The sequence below is a fragment of the Flavobacterium sp. genome (genome assembly GCF_024642105.1).
Lineage (GTDB): Bacteria > Bacteroidota > Bacteroidia > Flavobacteriales > Flavobacteriaceae > Flavobacterium.
In genome coordinates this window covers 1-14,990 of record NZ_JAHEBT010000019.1, presented here as the reverse complement: position 1 = coordinate 14,990, position 14,990 = coordinate 1, and the positions used below count along the sequence as shown (strand labels likewise).

Here is a 14,990-nt window from a genome sequence, read left to right as displayed (position 1 = left end):
CAAAAATGTCTTCGTGTTTCAGGAAAACATAACGATTTAGAGGATGTAGGTTTTGATACTTACCACCACACCATGTTCGAAATGTTAGGAAACTGGTCTTTTGGCGATTATTTCAAAAAAGACGCCATCAACTGGGCATGGGAATTATTGACCGAAGTCTATAAAATTCCAAAAGAAAACTTGTACGTTTCTGTTTTTGAAGGAAATCCAGAAGAAAATGTACCTTTTGACCAAGAGGCATGGGATTTATGGAAGGAATTGATTGATGAAGACCGCATTATTTTAGGAAATAAAAAAGACAATTTTTGGGAAATGGGTGACCAAGGGCCTTGCGGACCTTGTTCTGAAATCCACGTGGATTTGCGTTCAGCAGAGGAGAAAGCGTTAGTTTCTGGTAAAAGTTTGGTCAACAATGATCATCCACAAGTGGTGGAGATTTGGAACAATGTATTTATGGAATTCAACCGTAAAGCCGATGGTTCTTTAGAAAAATTACCAGCACAACACGTTGATACCGGAATGGGATTTGAGCGTTTGTGTATGGCATTACAAGGAAAAACTTCGAATTACGACACCGATGTTTTTTCACCGCTAATTGAAAAAGTAGAACAAATTACAGGTTTACAATATACTTCAAACGAAATTCAAAACATTTCGGAAGAACAAAACAAAACTAATATTGCTATCCGTGTGGTGGCTGATCACGTTCGTGCGGTAGCTTTCGCTATTGCGGATGGTCAATTGCCATCCAATACCGGTGCGGGTTATGTTATTCGTCGTATTTTGCGTCGTGCCATCCGTTACGGATTTACTTTTTTAAATACCAAAGAACCTTTTATTTATGAGTTGGTCGCGGTGTTGTCCAACCAAATGAGTGAGTTTTTCCCTGAAATTAAATCACAACAAACCTTGGTTACCAATGTGATTCGTGAAGAAGAAGCATCATTTTTAAGAACCTTGGATCAAGGATTGCAGTTATTGGAAAATGTAATGAATCAAACTGCTGGAACTGAAATTTCAGGAGAAAAAGCGTTTGAATTGTACGATACTTTCGGATTTCCAATTGATTTAACTGCTTTGATTTTAAGAGAAAGAGGCTATCAATTAGACGAAGCTGGTTTTGAAAAAGCGATGCAGGAGCAAAAATCACGTTCCCGTGCTGCTTCAGAAGTTTCTACCGAAGATTGGACTTACCCAAATAAAGGAAATGTAGACTCGAGCGATAGCGAACAGGCGAAGCAAACTTTTGTAGGTTACGACCAAACAGAAAATGAAGTTAAAATTTCAAGAATCAGAAAAATTGATAGTAAAAAAGATGGGGTTTTGTACCAAATCGTTTTAGATAGTACGCCGTTTTATCCAGAAGGGGGTGGACAAGTTGGAGATAAAGGAACTCTAGTTTCGGCTAACGAGACTATTGAAATCATTGACACCAAGAAAGAAAATAATTTGATTTTGCATTTGGCGAAGCAATTACCTGAAAATGTAACGGCTAGCTTTGTCGCAAAAGTAAATACCGATTTGAGAACCTTGTCTTCTCGCAATCACTCGGCTACGCATTTGATGCACCAAGCCTTGAGAAGTATTTTAGGAACGCATGTTGAGCAAAAAGGATCTTTGGTTAATCCAAATTACTTGCGTTTTGACTTTTCACATTTTTCTAAAATGACGGACGAAGAATTGCAAGCGGTAGAAGATTTTGTTAACGCTCGTATTCAAGAACAATTACCTTTGATAGAAAGAAGAAGTATTCCAATTCAACAAGCCTTAGACGAAGGTGCTATGGCATTGTTTGGTGAGAAATATGGAGATAACGTTCGTGCGATAAAATTTGGCGAAAGCATGGAGTTATGCGGTGGAATCCACGTAAAAAATACGGCTGAAATCTGGCATTTTAAAATTATATCCGAAGGCGCGGTGGCAGCTGGAATTCGTCGTATTGAAGCGATTACAAGTGATGCTGTAAAAGCGCATTTTGCTTCGTATGAAACTACTTTAAATGAGATTAAAGGTGCTTTGAAAAATCCACAAGATATTTTGAAAGCCGTTCATAATTTGCAAGATGAAAACGCTAAGTTGGCAAAACAAATTGAGGCTTTGATGAAAGACAAAGTGAAAAATTTGAAAGCAAGTTTAGCTGCACAAATACAAGAGGTAAATGGTATTCAATTCTTGGCTACACAAGTCGATTTGAATCCAGAAGGCGCTAAAGATTTGGCGTATGAATTAGGGAATTTAGGAACTAATTTATTTTTAGTTTTGGCTACAGCCGAAGAAGATAAACCGATGTTAACCTGCTATATCTCTAAAGAATTAGTAGCTGCCAAAAACCTAAATGCAGGACAAGTAGTTCGTGAATTAGGGAAGTATATTCAAGGAGGAGGAGGAGGACAGGCGTTCTTTGCTACCGCTGGTGGAAAGAATGTTGCTGGAATTGCTGAGGCCTTAACCAAAGCCGTCGATTTTATAAAATAATAAGACCTACAATTTAATTAAAGCCCTTTTGAAGTAGTCTACTTTTTAAGGGCTTTTTTATAGAATAGAAAATTTAACTAAAATACCGCCTAATTATTTTTAAAAAAGGTGTAATTTGTAACTAGTATAATCATTGTGGGTTTAAGTTAAATTTTAAAATCAGCCACTGATTATACGGATTAGACTGATTTTAACGGATAAAATCCGTGGAATCTGTGGCAAAAAATAGTAATCAATAAGTTTAATTTTTATTAGACATAAGTAAAGAAAATGAAGTTTACCACTCCCGTACCCATTCCCAATTCGAAGCATCCTATAGACTACAATGCTAAGATAGTGTCTTTAGGATCTTGTTTTGCTGTGAATATGGGAGAAAAAATGAATTATTTTAAGTTCCAAAATACAACCAATCCGTTTGGAATTATTTTTAATCCTGTTTCGATTGAGAAATTAGTTGTAAGGGCGGTGAATCAAAAGAAATTTACAGAGGAGGATGTCTTTTTTCATAACGAACGGTTTCATTGTTACGAAGTACATTCTGATTTGAGTTCGGGCAATAAGCAAGAATTTTTAGATAGTCTCAATGCTTTGGTTGAATTAACACACCTAAAAATTAAAGAAGCAACCCATATTTTAATTACTTACGGGACTTCATGGGTATATCGAGAAAAAAATAGAGGAGCTGTTGTGGCTAATTGTCATAAAATGGCTCAATCGCATTTTGACAAACATATTTTATCGGTCCCCACCATTGAAGCTTCCATTCAAAATACGGTAGATGCGATTCGGCAATTGAATTCCAATTGTGCTTTTGTATTTACGATTTCTCCTGTGCGACATATCAAAGATGGTTTCGTAGAAAATCAACGAAGCAAAGCGCATTTGATTTCGGCCTTGCAAAGTTTACTCTCAGAGCATCAATTGGATCATGCTAATTATTTTCCAGCATACGAAATTGTAATGGACGAATTACGGGATTACCGTTTTTATGGAGATGATTTATTGCATCCAAGTACGATGGCGATTGATTATATCTGGCAACGTTTTAGAGCTACTACAATTTCACAAACTGTAGCTTCTGTCTTAGATGAAGTAGATGCAATTCAGAAAAGCTTGTTGCACAAGCCTTTCAATTCAATTTCTGAAAGTCACCAAAAGTTCCAATTCAAATTGCAAGAAAAAATCAAGAAATTACAAGAAAACTATCCTTTTATGCAGTTTTAAGTTATAAAGTGAAATTATTAAAACGTCAGTTCGAGTGTTTTTTGTGAAGTGAAACGAAACAAAAAATGTATCGAGAATCGTTTTTGATGAAAAATTTTCTTGTTCTCGATATTATTTTCTAGCGAAAATCACTCGAACTGACGTAAAATCTTAATCAAAAACTAAAAATGCTAATAGTCGATTAAATTATCCAATTAATTGATTGAATAAATCTTGTTTTTCATTGATGTAGTTGTATTGAAAACCTCTTTCGGTCATTTTTGTTTTAATGGCGTGAATGTCATTTTTATTTTTCAATTCTAAGCCAACCACGACAGGAGCCGATTCGCGATTGTTCTTTTTGGTAAATTGAAAATAGGTAATGTCATCATCAGGCCCTAGAATTTCGTTCACAAATTCTTTTAGTGAACCAGGTCTTTGAGGAAATTGAATGATAAAGTAATGCATCAATCCTTCGTACAAAAGAGAACGTTCTTTGATCTCGGCGGTACGTTCAATATCGTTATTACTTCCACTGACAATGCAAGCGACTGTTTTACCTTTGATTTTATCTTTGTAAAAATCCAAAGCAGCAATGGTTAAAGCTCCTGCGGGTTCTACCACCATGGCTTCTTCATTGTACAAACGTAAAATAGTAGTACATACTTTACCTTCTGGCACCAGAATGATATCGTCTAAAAGATGTCGGCAAATTTCAAAAGTAAGATTTCCTACTTGTTTCACAGCAGCTCCATCCACAAACTTGTCAATGGTTTCAAGAGGTGCGTTATTTCCAGCAGCTATGGCTGTTTTCATGGTAGGTGCGCCTTCTGGTTCAACTCCGATAATTTTAGTATTTGGACTTAATTCTTTAAAAACGGTTGACAATCCAGCAGCTAAACCACCGCCACCAATTGGAACAAAAACATAGTCGATAGGTGGGTGATACGATTCTAAAATTTCTAAACCAACGGTAGCTTGACCAGCAATTACCTTTAGATCGTCAAAGGGGTGAATGAATATTTTGTTATTTTCTTTTGCATCAGCGACTGCTTTGGCGTAAGCGTCATCAAAAGTATCTCCAATTAGTTCAATTTCTACAAATGATTTTCCGAATAATTGAACTTGTTTAATTTTTTGTTTTGGAGTAGTTTTAGGCATGTAGATTTTGCCCTTTATTTGCAGTAAATTACAAGAAAAAGCGACTCCTTGTGCATGGTTTCCGGCACTTGCACAAACGATTCCTTGTTGTTTTTCAGAGTCAGTTAAAGAGCTTATCTTGTTGTAGGCTCCTCTAATTTTATAAGAACGCACAATATGTAAATCTTCTCTTTTTAATAAAATTGTGGCGTCAAATTCATTAGAAAGATTCGTGTTTTCGGTCAATGGAGTTGGAGAAACAACACCTTGTAACTGATTTTTGGCGATTATGGCTTCCTTAAAAAGATTCATATTTTATTAATTTTAATTCAAAAATACGATTTGTTTCTTTCGGTTGTTTGTGTTTTTAATAAAAAAACCTCCTTTGAGGGAGGTTTTTGCTTTTATTTTTTAGTTGGAGGGTATTGAGATAATATTTGGGTGACGAACTCATTAATTCGTTCTTCTTTTCGGTTAGTATCCTTGGTAAGTATTCCAGTTCCTTCACCTTGCCAAATCATTTCTTTCTTTTTAGCATCTATAAAATCAATGTACAAAGTACCTTCGGTAGAAGTAGTTACTGTAGTTTGTCGGCCTCCCATCATATAAGGATTCCATCCCCAACCCCAGCCGTAACCCCAACCCGCATTGAATTGGTTCACATTTACTTGTTCTCTTGATTTAGTAAAAAGATTAATCAATAAATCAGGATTGTCACTTTTGGTAAAACCTTTAGCGAGCATTTGTTGGTCAATAGCATTCAAGATTCTGCGTTTGTCTAAATCAGAAATCTCTAGTTTATCAATGCCTGTTTTATAGTAGGCGAAGGTTTTGTAAACTGAAAAATCTACCTTTTTGTCGTAATCAGCATTAACACTGACCATAGAACCACAGGAAACCATTGTAAAAAGTAGGGATGCGAATAAGAGTTGAATTGCTTTCATCATTTTTAAAATTTTAAGAGTTGGAAATTGAGTTCTATTTTAGTAATCAATTAATATGCCTAAACTTTATTTTTTTCGAATGGTATTGGTTTTTTTATCAAAACCATAGGGACAATGACGACAACCACTTTTACAGCAATACCCACGTTTGAGATGGAATTTTTCTGTAAAACATTTATACCCTTCAGGAGTATAGTAGAAATCTTCGTCTTCTGTTAATTTATTTTCATTACTTTGCCTATTCATAAATCATTTTTAAGAACAGTAACTTGTTCTCTAACAAATTTAGAAATTTAATAGCGGGTATTCGTATTCCTTACTAAATATTTAACATTTTATACTAATCTTCATTGAATCAATCGGTTGTTATTCATTTTCCTAAAGGGATTTCACTTGTTATTAAACGAGAAGACTTGATTCATCCTTTTGTTTCTGGAAATAAGTTCAGAAAATTGAAGTATAATTTGCTTCAAGCAAAAACCGAAAATCAAAGTTGTTTGTTGACTTTTGGAGGTGCATTTTCTAATCATATTGCAGCAGTGGCGTATGCGGGTAAAGAGCATGGTTTCCAGACGATTGGAATTATTCGGGGCGAAGAATTGGTAACCAAAATAGAAAGTAATCCTACTTTAAAATTTGCCCAAGAATGCCGCATGCAGTTGGAGTTTGTTTCAAGAGAAGACTATCGTTTGAAAACGGAATTGCCTTTTTTGGAACAATTGGAAAAAAAATTCGGTTCGTTTTATCTAATTCCCGAAGGAGGAACGAATGCGCTTGCTATCAAGGGTTGCGAAGAAATTCTAACTAATGAAGATGTAGACTTCGATTATATAGGTTGTGCTATTGGAACGGGTGGGACTATTTCGGGGATAATAAATAGTGCATTACCCCATCAAAAAGTTTTAGGATTTCCTGCACTAAAAGGCGACTTTTTACAAGATGAAATTCGTAATTTTGTGCAAAATGAAAATTGGGAATTGATTACCGATTATCATTTTGGAGGATATGGAAAAATAAATTCGGACTTGGTTGAATTTATCAATTGGTTTTTCGAACAAACTCAAATTCCGTTAGATCCTGTTTATACAGGGAAAATGGTTTTTGGGATAGTAGATTTAATAGAAAAGAATTATTTTCCTGAAAACTCTAAGATTTTAGTAATTCATACCGGTGGACTTCAAGGGATTCAAGGAATGAATTTAAAATTAAAAAATAAAGGTTTACCAACAATAAATACTCATGATTAAAAAGAGTGTACTAGTTGTAGTGTTATTTCTGTTAGTAGGTTGCCACGCCAAAAAATCGGTGATTGTGACTAAAAAAGACGACCGATACAATTCAAGTAAATACAAGAAAAATACGGGATCATCATCTTCAAAACCTGCTTCTACAAGTGTGGTGGTCAATGATTATATTGCCAATTACAAAGAGGTTGCCATGAATAACATGAAAAATTATGGCATCCCTGCCAGTATTATTTTGGCACAAGGAATTTTAGAATCGGGAGCGGGTAGAGGTACTTTAGCTATGACGGCTAATAATCATTTCGGAATCAAATGTCATAATGATTGGACGGGTGAAACCGTTTTGAAAGACGACGATGCAGCACAAGAGTGTTTTAGAAAATACAATGATCCAGCGGAGTCATTTAAAGATCACGCTACATTTTTGACTGGTAGAAATCGCTATGCGAGTTTGTTTGATTTACCCAAAGACGATTATGAAGCTTGGGCAAAGGGATTGCGTTTAGCAGGTTATGCAACAGACCCTAGTTATCCTGAAAAATTAATCGCGTACATAGAACGCTATGAGTTGTATCAGTATGATAGTCAGGTTTTAGGTAAAAAATATGTAATTAATAAAAAGAAAATAGAAACTCCTGTTTTGGCTGAAAATCAATCTCAAGGGGATTATGAAGTGCAAAAGGGAGATACATTGTTTTCTATTGCAAAAAAATTCAATTTGAATTTAGAAGACGTAAAACAAAAAAATAACATGATAGATAACACGCTTTATGTGGGGCAAAAACTTCGCTTAAAGTAACTATTAAAATAGAATAACAATGATATACCAAAGAAGCAGTCAGCTGTTTGCTGAAGCCGAAAAAGTAATTCCGGGAGGTGTGAATTCACCAGTTAGAGCCTTCAAAGCAGTAGGAGGAACACCTATTTTTGTAAAAAGCGCCAAAGGGGCTTATTTGTATGATGAAGACGGCAACCGATTGATTGATTATATTAATTCTTGGGGGCCAATGGTGTTGGGACATGCTTTTGAGCCTGTTGTAGAAGCAGTGGTAGCTAAAGCCAAATTAGGAACTTCTTTTGGAATGCCAACCGAATTAGAAACACAAATTGCGGCTTTAGCTGTTGCAATGGTGCCGAATATTGATAAAATCCGTTTTGTGAATTCAGGAACAGAAGCGTGTATGAGTGCCATTCGATTAGCGCGCGGGTATACTAAAAGAGACAAAATTATCAAATTTGCAGGTTGTTACCACGGTCATTCTGATTCGTTTTTGATTCAAGCCGGTAGTGGTGCTATTACTTTTGGGGCACCTAATAGTCCGGGTGTAACTGCAGGTACAGCAAAAGATACGTTGTTGGCAAGATACAATGATTTAGAAAATGTAGCTACTTTAATTGAAGCCAATAAAAATGAAATTGCAGCCATTATTGTGGAGCCAGTAGCGGGAAATATGGGGTGTATTCCTCCACAAAAAGGATTTTTAGAGGGCTTACGCCAATTGTGTACGGATAATGGAATTCAGTTAATTTTTGACGAAGTAATGACTGGTTTTCGTTTGGCAAAAGGTGGAGTTCAAGAGTTATTTGGAATCCAAGCAGATATTGTTTGTTTCGGAAAAGTGATCGGAGGCGGTTTGCCAGTGGGTGCATTTGCTGCTCGATCAGCAATTATGAATCATTTGGCACCTTTAGGGCCAGTGTACCAAGCTGGAACTTTATCTGGAAATCCATTGGCTATGGCAGCTGGATTAGCCATGTTACAAGCTTTGAATGATGATGCTGCTATTTTTCAACGATTGGAAGAAAAAACAGCTTATTTAGAAGCAGGAATTCATCGTGTTTTAACCGCCAACAATGTTGTTTTTACAATTAACCGAGTGGGTTCTATGATTTCAGTTCACTTTGATGCGAATCCAGTAGTTGACTTTCAATCCGCTGCAAAAGGCGATAATGAAACCTTTAAGAAATTTTTTCATGGCTTGTTGCAAGAAGGAATTTACATTGCCCCATCGGCTTATGAAACGTGGTTCATTACTGATGCATTGACTTATGAGGATTTAGATGTTACCATTCAGGCAATTGATAAAGTATCTAAAACATTATAACTTATTTAAACCCGTTGGGTGTAATTAGTTTTTGATGATAATTTTACGTCAGTTCGAGTAATTTTCGAAAGAAAATTGTATCGAGAACAAGTAAAATTTCATTAAAAACGATTCTCGATACATTTTTTGTTTCATTTCACTACACAAAAAACACTCGAATTGACGTTTTTAAATAATTACACCCAACAGGTTTATTCAAACAAAAACTTCCGGTTTATGGCCGGAAGTTTTTGTTTGAATTAATCTCTTTTTTCACCTTTGTGTTTTTCTTTCCATCTTTCCATTCTTTCACCCATTTTCTCTCTATTTTTTTCTCTTTGAGATTCCCATTTTGTATACTGATCAGCTGATAAAATACTTTTCATTTTGTTCTTCATTTCAATTTGATCGTCTAACATTTTGTTAGCCATTTCAAAACGATCTGCTTTTGCATCTTCCATTTTGGCTTTTCGTTCGGCTTTCATAGCTTTTCTTTTGGCGCTTTGTTCCTCCATAATTTTACCTACTTGTTCTTGTTGCTTGGCATTCAAGTCTAATTCTAAGGTCATTTTTTTAACCATCAATTGGTTGCGTTGTTCCGGAGTCATTTGTTCCATTTCTCCTCTCGAATGTTTTTCTTTTCGGTCTTGGGCAAAACTGTTTAGGCTAAGAGCTAAAATAGCTACAATAAATACTTTTTTCATGGTTATAATTTTTAAAGTTATGAGGGTAAGACTTTTTGATAGTAAAAAGGTTTAACTCTTAATAAAAAATTAGTATTTATCAGATTATAAGGAGGTTGTGGATTAGTAGTAAATTTCTAAAATTATTTTGCTTTTAGAGTTGTCAATGAATTTTTCTATTCTTTTGTAAAACGCTTCATTTACCATTGGGCAACCTAAGCTCTGGCAAATTGGACTGGTTTGTTCTTCATAAGGCATTTTATCGTATTTATGAAGTACAATATTGCGTTGAAAAGCATTGTTGTTAGTAGGTTCTAATCCAAATAATTTGTAGGCTTTCCCAAATTCTCCAAAATAACTTTTCCCAATGGCATATTTTCCTAACGAAGTACAATAAGAGTTAGGAGTATTGCTAAATTTAAGTTGACCCATTGTTCCGGTTTCAGAACCCAATCCGTGAGCAACTAATCCTTGGTCTATAATGCTGTTTGTTTTTAAGTTGTAAATGAAAAATCGGTTCTTTCCAGACATAATTTTCATGTCAATTAAAAAAGTAATGTCAGTATTGTAATTAGGCGTCTTTTCTACAAAATTTTTAATAGCATTTGCTCTGTCGAATACTTTTTTTTCTGTTACAATATCCAAAGGAGAATCGATTGAGGCGACACTCGGTCTAGGTTTAAAACTAGACAAGATTAAAGCTATTACAAATACTCCGAAAATAATTTTTTTCATTGTAGATCTTAAATTTTGGATTAAAACTCTGGTTACTACAAAGTTATGGATTTATTTGTTAATGATTTGATTTTTAGTGTTTTATTTTTTTGAGACTGTACTCCGTTTTGTAAAGTGCTGAAAATTCCCTATTTTTGGATGGTGAAAAAAACAGTATTCATAGTAATCATTAGTCTATTTCTAAAGCCGATATTTCCGGTTATAGATTATGTTGTCAATTATGAATATATTGCTAAAGTTCTTTGTGAAAACAAGGCAAAACCCATGATGCATTGTAATGGAAAGTGCCATTTAATGAAAGAATTGGCCAAAGCCGCTGAGACAGAAAATCCTAAATCTTCAGATAAAAAAGAAAATACTTCGATCCAAGAAGTATTATTTTTCAAAGAAATTAACCTGTTTTCAATAGTTTCTTTTGGTTTTCAACCTAAGACTAAAATCAATCCTTCCTATTTGAATTTGTATTCGTATTTGGATGCCAATTCAGTATTTCATCCGCCTACATTTATTTCTTAAATTTTGTAACGCATTTTTGCGCTTTTTGATTCGTTTTATAGGCGAATCAATTCTTGTATGCTTTTTTTAGAATGGTCTAAATTAAAAGTATGCTTATGATATTTATTATATATAAAATTTAAAAAATGAAATTTCAATTTAAGAATAGTATAGCTGTTATGGCTATCGTATTTGCTTTGTTTTCTTGTACAGATAAAAATGACGAAGTAATTACAGGAGAAGGAAATCTCAAACTAGAATTTGACAATGTGTACACTACTAATAATTTAGCTTTTGATACACCTTACACTAATTCTAATGGAGAAGTAATCAAAATTAATAAGCTCAAATATATTGTAAGTAATATTGTGCTGACTAAAGCAGATGGAACCACTTATGTTGTTCCAAAAGCACAGCGTTATTTTATAGTAGATGAGGCTACTGTGGCTAGTGCTTTATTGAATCTTCCCAATATTCCGGCGGCTAATTATACTAAGGTTAGTTTCGGTATTGGGGTAGATAAAACTCAGTGGGAAGCGGGAGTTACGGGGCAAGGTGATTTTCTAGCATTAGCCCAAACCACTGGTATGATGTGGTCTTGGTCAGCAGGATATAAATTTTTGGCTTTCGAAGGAACTTTTATCTCGTCAACAGTAACTTCAACAACTAGTTTTATGGTACATACAGGACAAACAGGAACAGATTATAATTATACTACAGTTACATTGGATTTGCCAACAAATGCATTGGTAAGAACAACGATTACTCCACAAATTCATATTATGGCTGATATTTCAAAAGTGTTAGATGGGGCCAATAAAATTAGCTTAACAGAGAGTAATGCTATGGGAATGGGAGCAATGATTATGAGTGGAGCAAAACTTCCTTTAATCACGGCAAACTTACCGAGTATGTTTAGTGTAGAACACGTTCACAACGATTAAATTCAATATAAAAGCGGTTGGTACTTCTGCTGCTAACCGCTTAAATATCTTAAAAAATGAAAACAAAACTGAAATTGTTCCTCATTTTGCCTTTTTTGTGGAGTTGTTCCAATGATCAAGACGATGTGTATCAAAATATTCCATTGGAGTTCAAAGTGCCATCAAATTTTCCGCCACTGGCTTATGATTTAACAAATAATCCGCCCACTCAAAAAGGATTTGAACTAGGTAAAAAGCTTTTTTATGAAGGACGTTTGGCTTCAGACGGTATCGTTTCATGTGGATTTTGTCACATACAAGAGGATGCGTTTACACATCACGGACATTCCTTGAGTCATGGAGTAAATGATGCTATTGGAACTCGAAATACACCTTCAATTCAGAATTTAGGCTATCAAACGAGTTTTATGTACGATGGAGCTACGACTCATTTGGATTTGCAGCCCATTATTCCATTTACAAGTCCTATAGAAATGAATGGCGATTTTAGTAAAGCTATTGCGATGATGAAAGGAGATGCTGAGTATAGAAAATTATTCCAATTGGCTTTCGCCGATGGGCAAATCAATTCCGAAAATATGCTCAAAGCATTAGGGCAATTTATGGTAATGGTGACTTCGTCCAATTCTCGATTTGATAAATACCGACGCAATGAAACGGGCGGAACTTTATCCCAACAAGAGTTGGATGGATATGCTGTTTTCAATCAAAAATGTGCGACTTGTCACGCCACCGATTTATTGACTGATAATTCATTTCGAAATAATGGTTTACCAGTAAATCCTTTGATTAATGATGTAGGTCGTTTTCGTGTTTCGCAACTGGCTCAAGACTTACATAAGTTTAAAGTGCCAAGTTTACGTAATGTCGAAAAAACAGCGCCTTATATGCATGACGGTCGTTTTCTTACGCTAGAAGGGGTTTTGGAACACTATAACTCTGGGGTGGAAAATTCGACGACACTTGACCCAATTCTGAGAAGTAATGGAAGATTAGGAATTGCATTAACTACTGTTGAAAAAACGCAATTGATTGCCTTTTTGAAAACGTTAACCGATACTCAGTATTTGACAGATAAACGTTTTTCTGAATATTAATTTTATTTTAAAAATGAAAAAAATAACACTCTTTTTTATCTTACTTTTTCAATTGGCAAATGCTACAGAAAAAGATAGTTTACAGTTTAGAAATCCGTTTGCAAAATTTTATAATTTTCTGGAAGAGGATTGCGATGCGTGTGGCTGCTCTGCTAGCGGCGGAAGTATGGGCTTTGCTTCGATGTTAAATTCTAACTTTATTGGAATTCGCTATTTCAATCAAAATTATAAATCTACGGATGGTTTGTATAGCAATTCGCTTTGGTACACCGAAAATTTTAATACCACTCAAGTCTGGGCAAGAATTCCTGTAAAGGAGAACTTTCAAGTTTCAGTTTTGATTCCGTATCATTCTCATAATAGAGCAACTGCAATAGGTAATCAGGCGATTAGTGGACTTGGGGATATTACCCTTTTAGTGATGTATAGTTTGTACCAAACTCACAAAGACAGTACTTTTTTAGTACACACTTTGCAAATGGGCGGTGGATTGAAAATGCCAACCGGTACATTTAACGAAGCCAATTCAGGGACTGTCAATCCAAGTTTTCAGCTAGGAACGGGTAGTTGGGATTACCTTTTAGCCACCGAATATATTGTAAGAAGAAAACAATTTGGGTTGAGTGCGATGTTGAATTATGTCATTAAAACAGAAAATCAAAAAAATTATCGTTTTGGTAACCAATTGAATTATGCGGCTACGCTTTTCTATCTGTATGAAAAAGATACTTTTTCTTTTGCTCCACAGTTAGGAATTGCTGGAGAAACCTATGAAAGCAATTATCAACACGGTCAAAAATTGCCTAAAACGGCAGGAAACGCTTTGTTTGGAAAACTGGGTTTTGAGGTAGGTCGCAATGCTTTTTCTTTGGGTGCCAATGCGATGTTACCCATTCAGCAAAATTTAACAGGAGGCAATGTCGAGGCTAATTACCGCTGGAGTATTAATTTGAATTATTCGTTATAAAACTAAAAAAGGAGCTTCGATTGAAGCTCCTTTTTTTTCATCATTGTAGAATTAATTTACCCAATCAATTCCATTATTTTACTTTCGCCAGCGACACTCACTTTGATGAGTTTGTGTTGTGATAAGCCTTTAGTAGCGGCATCCCATTTTTTACCGCTCAATTCTGATTTGGCTTTCAATTCTCCTAAATCCATTTGGTTGTTGTTGGCTTTCAACAAGTCAACTACTAATTTCTCTTCATCAGTCAATTCGATTTGAACTTGTTTTTTCTCTGGTCGCATTTGCGGGAAGAACAACACTTCTTGAATCGAAGCATTATTAGTCAAGAACATCATCAAACGATCCATTCCAATTCCTAAACCAGAGGTTGGCGGCATACCGTATTCTAAAGCGCGCAAGAAATCTTCGTCGATAACGCCATTCGCTTCATCATCACCTTTTTCAGCCAAACGCATTTGGTCTTCAAAACGTTCTCTTTGGTCAATTGGGTCATTCAATTCAGAGTAGGCATTGGCTACTTCTTTTCCGCACACCATCAATTCAAAACGTTCGGTTAGTTCTGGATTGTCGCGGTGTTGTTTACAAAGCGGACTCATTTCTTTTGGATAATCCGTGATGAAAGTAGGTTGAATGTAATTTCCTTCGCATTTAGCGCCAAAAATTTCGTCAATCAATTTTCCTTTACCCATGGTTTCGTCCACATCAATTCCCATTCCTTTAGCAGCAGCAAACAATTCCGCTTCTGATTTGCCAGAAATATCAAAACCTGTAAAGTGTTTGATAGAATCAGTCATCGTAACACGAGCATAAGGTGCTTTGAAATTGATTTTGTGTTCGCCAAAAGTCACTTCGCTAGTTCCGTTAACCCCAATAGCGCAATGCTCTAGCAGGTTTTCGGTAAAGTTCATCATCCAGTTGTAGTCTTTGTAGGCTACATATATTTCCATAGCGGTAAATTCTGGGTTGTGTGTTCTGTCCA

General features: G+C 35.3%; 15 protein-coding genes. 9 read left to right on the top strand and 6 right to left on the bottom strand.

The features are described from left to right. Positions 1-2,475: alanine--tRNA ligase (gene alaS, locus Q0L65_RS04215; protein WP_296683820.1), on the top strand; the 2,475-nt coding region annotated here is incomplete at its 5' end. A 270-nt stretch (positions 2,476-2,745) separates the two neighbouring features. After that, positions 2,746-3,699, top strand: a complete 954-nt coding sequence (locus Q0L65_RS04210; RefSeq protein WP_296683818.1) for a GSCFA domain-containing protein — start codon at positions 2,746-2,748, stop codon at positions 3,697-3,699. A 186-nt stretch (positions 3,700-3,885) separates the two neighbouring features. On the opposite strand, the gene ilvA is transcribed toward Q0L65_RS04210, so the two are convergent. From ilvA to Q0L65_RS04195, 3 genes are all read right to left on the bottom strand, one after another. Beyond that, positions 3,886-5,130, bottom strand: a complete 1,245-nt coding sequence (ilvA, locus tag Q0L65_RS04205; RefSeq protein WP_296683816.1) for a threonine ammonia-lyase IlvA — start codon at positions 5,128-5,130, stop codon at positions 3,886-3,888. A gap of 92 nt (positions 5,131-5,222) precedes the next feature. After that, entirely contained in the window at positions 5,223-5,762 is a 540-nt protein-coding gene (locus Q0L65_RS04200) for a DUF4136 domain-containing protein (RefSeq protein ID WP_296683821.1), read from the bottom strand. A 66-nt stretch (positions 5,763-5,828) separates the two neighbouring features. Further along, positions 5,829-6,008: a DUF5522 domain-containing protein gene (locus Q0L65_RS04195; RefSeq protein ID WP_296683814.1), complete on the bottom strand. Its 180-nt coding sequence runs from the start codon at positions 6,006-6,008 to the stop codon at positions 5,829-5,831. 104 nt (positions 6,009-6,112) lie between these two features. Between Q0L65_RS04195 and Q0L65_RS04190 the strand changes: the two genes are divergently transcribed. From Q0L65_RS04190 to hemL, 3 genes are read left to right on the top strand one after another with little or no spacing between them, the layout of a single operon-like run. Next, positions 6,113-7,009, top strand: a complete 897-nt coding sequence (locus Q0L65_RS04190) for a pyridoxal-phosphate dependent enzyme (RefSeq protein ID WP_296683811.1) — start codon at positions 6,113-6,115, stop codon at positions 7,007-7,009. Then, positions 7,002-7,805: a glucosaminidase domain-containing protein gene (locus tag Q0L65_RS04185; protein WP_296683809.1), complete on the top strand. Its 804-nt coding sequence runs from the start codon at positions 7,002-7,004 to the stop codon at positions 7,803-7,805. Before Q0L65_RS04190 ends, Q0L65_RS04185 begins: the two co-directional genes overlap by 8 nt. Before the next feature lie 19 nt (positions 7,806-7,824). Further along, complete coding sequence (gene hemL, locus Q0L65_RS04180) at positions 7,825-9,111, top strand: glutamate-1-semialdehyde 2,1-aminomutase (RefSeq protein WP_296683807.1); 1,287 nt, start codon at positions 7,825-7,827, stop codon at positions 9,109-9,111. Positions 9,112-9,350: 239 nt separating this feature from the next. Here hemL and Q0L65_RS04175 read toward each other — a convergent pair whose 3' ends face one another. Beyond that, positions 9,351-9,794 carry a hypothetical protein gene (locus Q0L65_RS04175; RefSeq protein WP_296683805.1) on the bottom strand — a complete coding sequence of 148 codons (444 nt, stop codon included), beginning with the start codon at positions 9,792-9,794 and terminating at the stop codon, positions 9,351-9,353. A gap of 102 nt (positions 9,795-9,896) precedes the next feature. Continuing rightward, positions 9,897-10,508 (bottom strand): murein L,D-transpeptidase catalytic domain-containing protein, encoded by a 612-nt coding sequence (locus Q0L65_RS04170; protein ID WP_296683804.1) that lies wholly within the window; start codon positions 10,506-10,508, stop codon positions 9,897-9,899. A 138-nt stretch (positions 10,509-10,646) separates the two neighbouring features. On the opposite strand from Q0L65_RS04170, the gene Q0L65_RS04165 reads away from it, so the two are divergent. From Q0L65_RS04165 to Q0L65_RS04150, 4 genes are all read left to right on the top strand, one after another. Next, positions 10,647-11,024: a hypothetical protein gene (locus Q0L65_RS04165; protein ID WP_296683802.1), complete on the top strand. Its 378-nt coding sequence runs from the start codon at positions 10,647-10,649 to the stop codon at positions 11,022-11,024. A 125-nt stretch (positions 11,025-11,149) separates the two neighbouring features. After that, positions 11,150-11,947, top strand: a complete 798-nt coding sequence (locus tag Q0L65_RS04160) for an MbnP family protein (protein WP_296683800.1) — start codon at positions 11,150-11,152, stop codon at positions 11,945-11,947. A 56-nt stretch (positions 11,948-12,003) separates the two neighbouring features. Then, complete coding sequence (locus Q0L65_RS04155; RefSeq protein ID WP_296683797.1) at positions 12,004-13,044, top strand: cytochrome c peroxidase; 1,041 nt, start codon at positions 12,004-12,006, stop codon at positions 13,042-13,044. A 13-nt stretch (positions 13,045-13,057) separates the two neighbouring features. After that, complete coding sequence (locus tag Q0L65_RS04150) at positions 13,058-14,011, top strand: transporter (protein ID WP_296683795.1); 954 nt, start codon at positions 13,058-13,060, stop codon at positions 14,009-14,011. 56 nt (positions 14,012-14,067) lie between these two features. On the opposite strand, the gene Q0L65_RS04145 is transcribed toward Q0L65_RS04150, so the two are convergent. Continuing rightward, positions 14,068-14,990: amino acid--tRNA ligase-related protein (locus Q0L65_RS04145; protein WP_296683792.1), on the bottom strand; the 923-nt coding region annotated here is incomplete at its 5' end.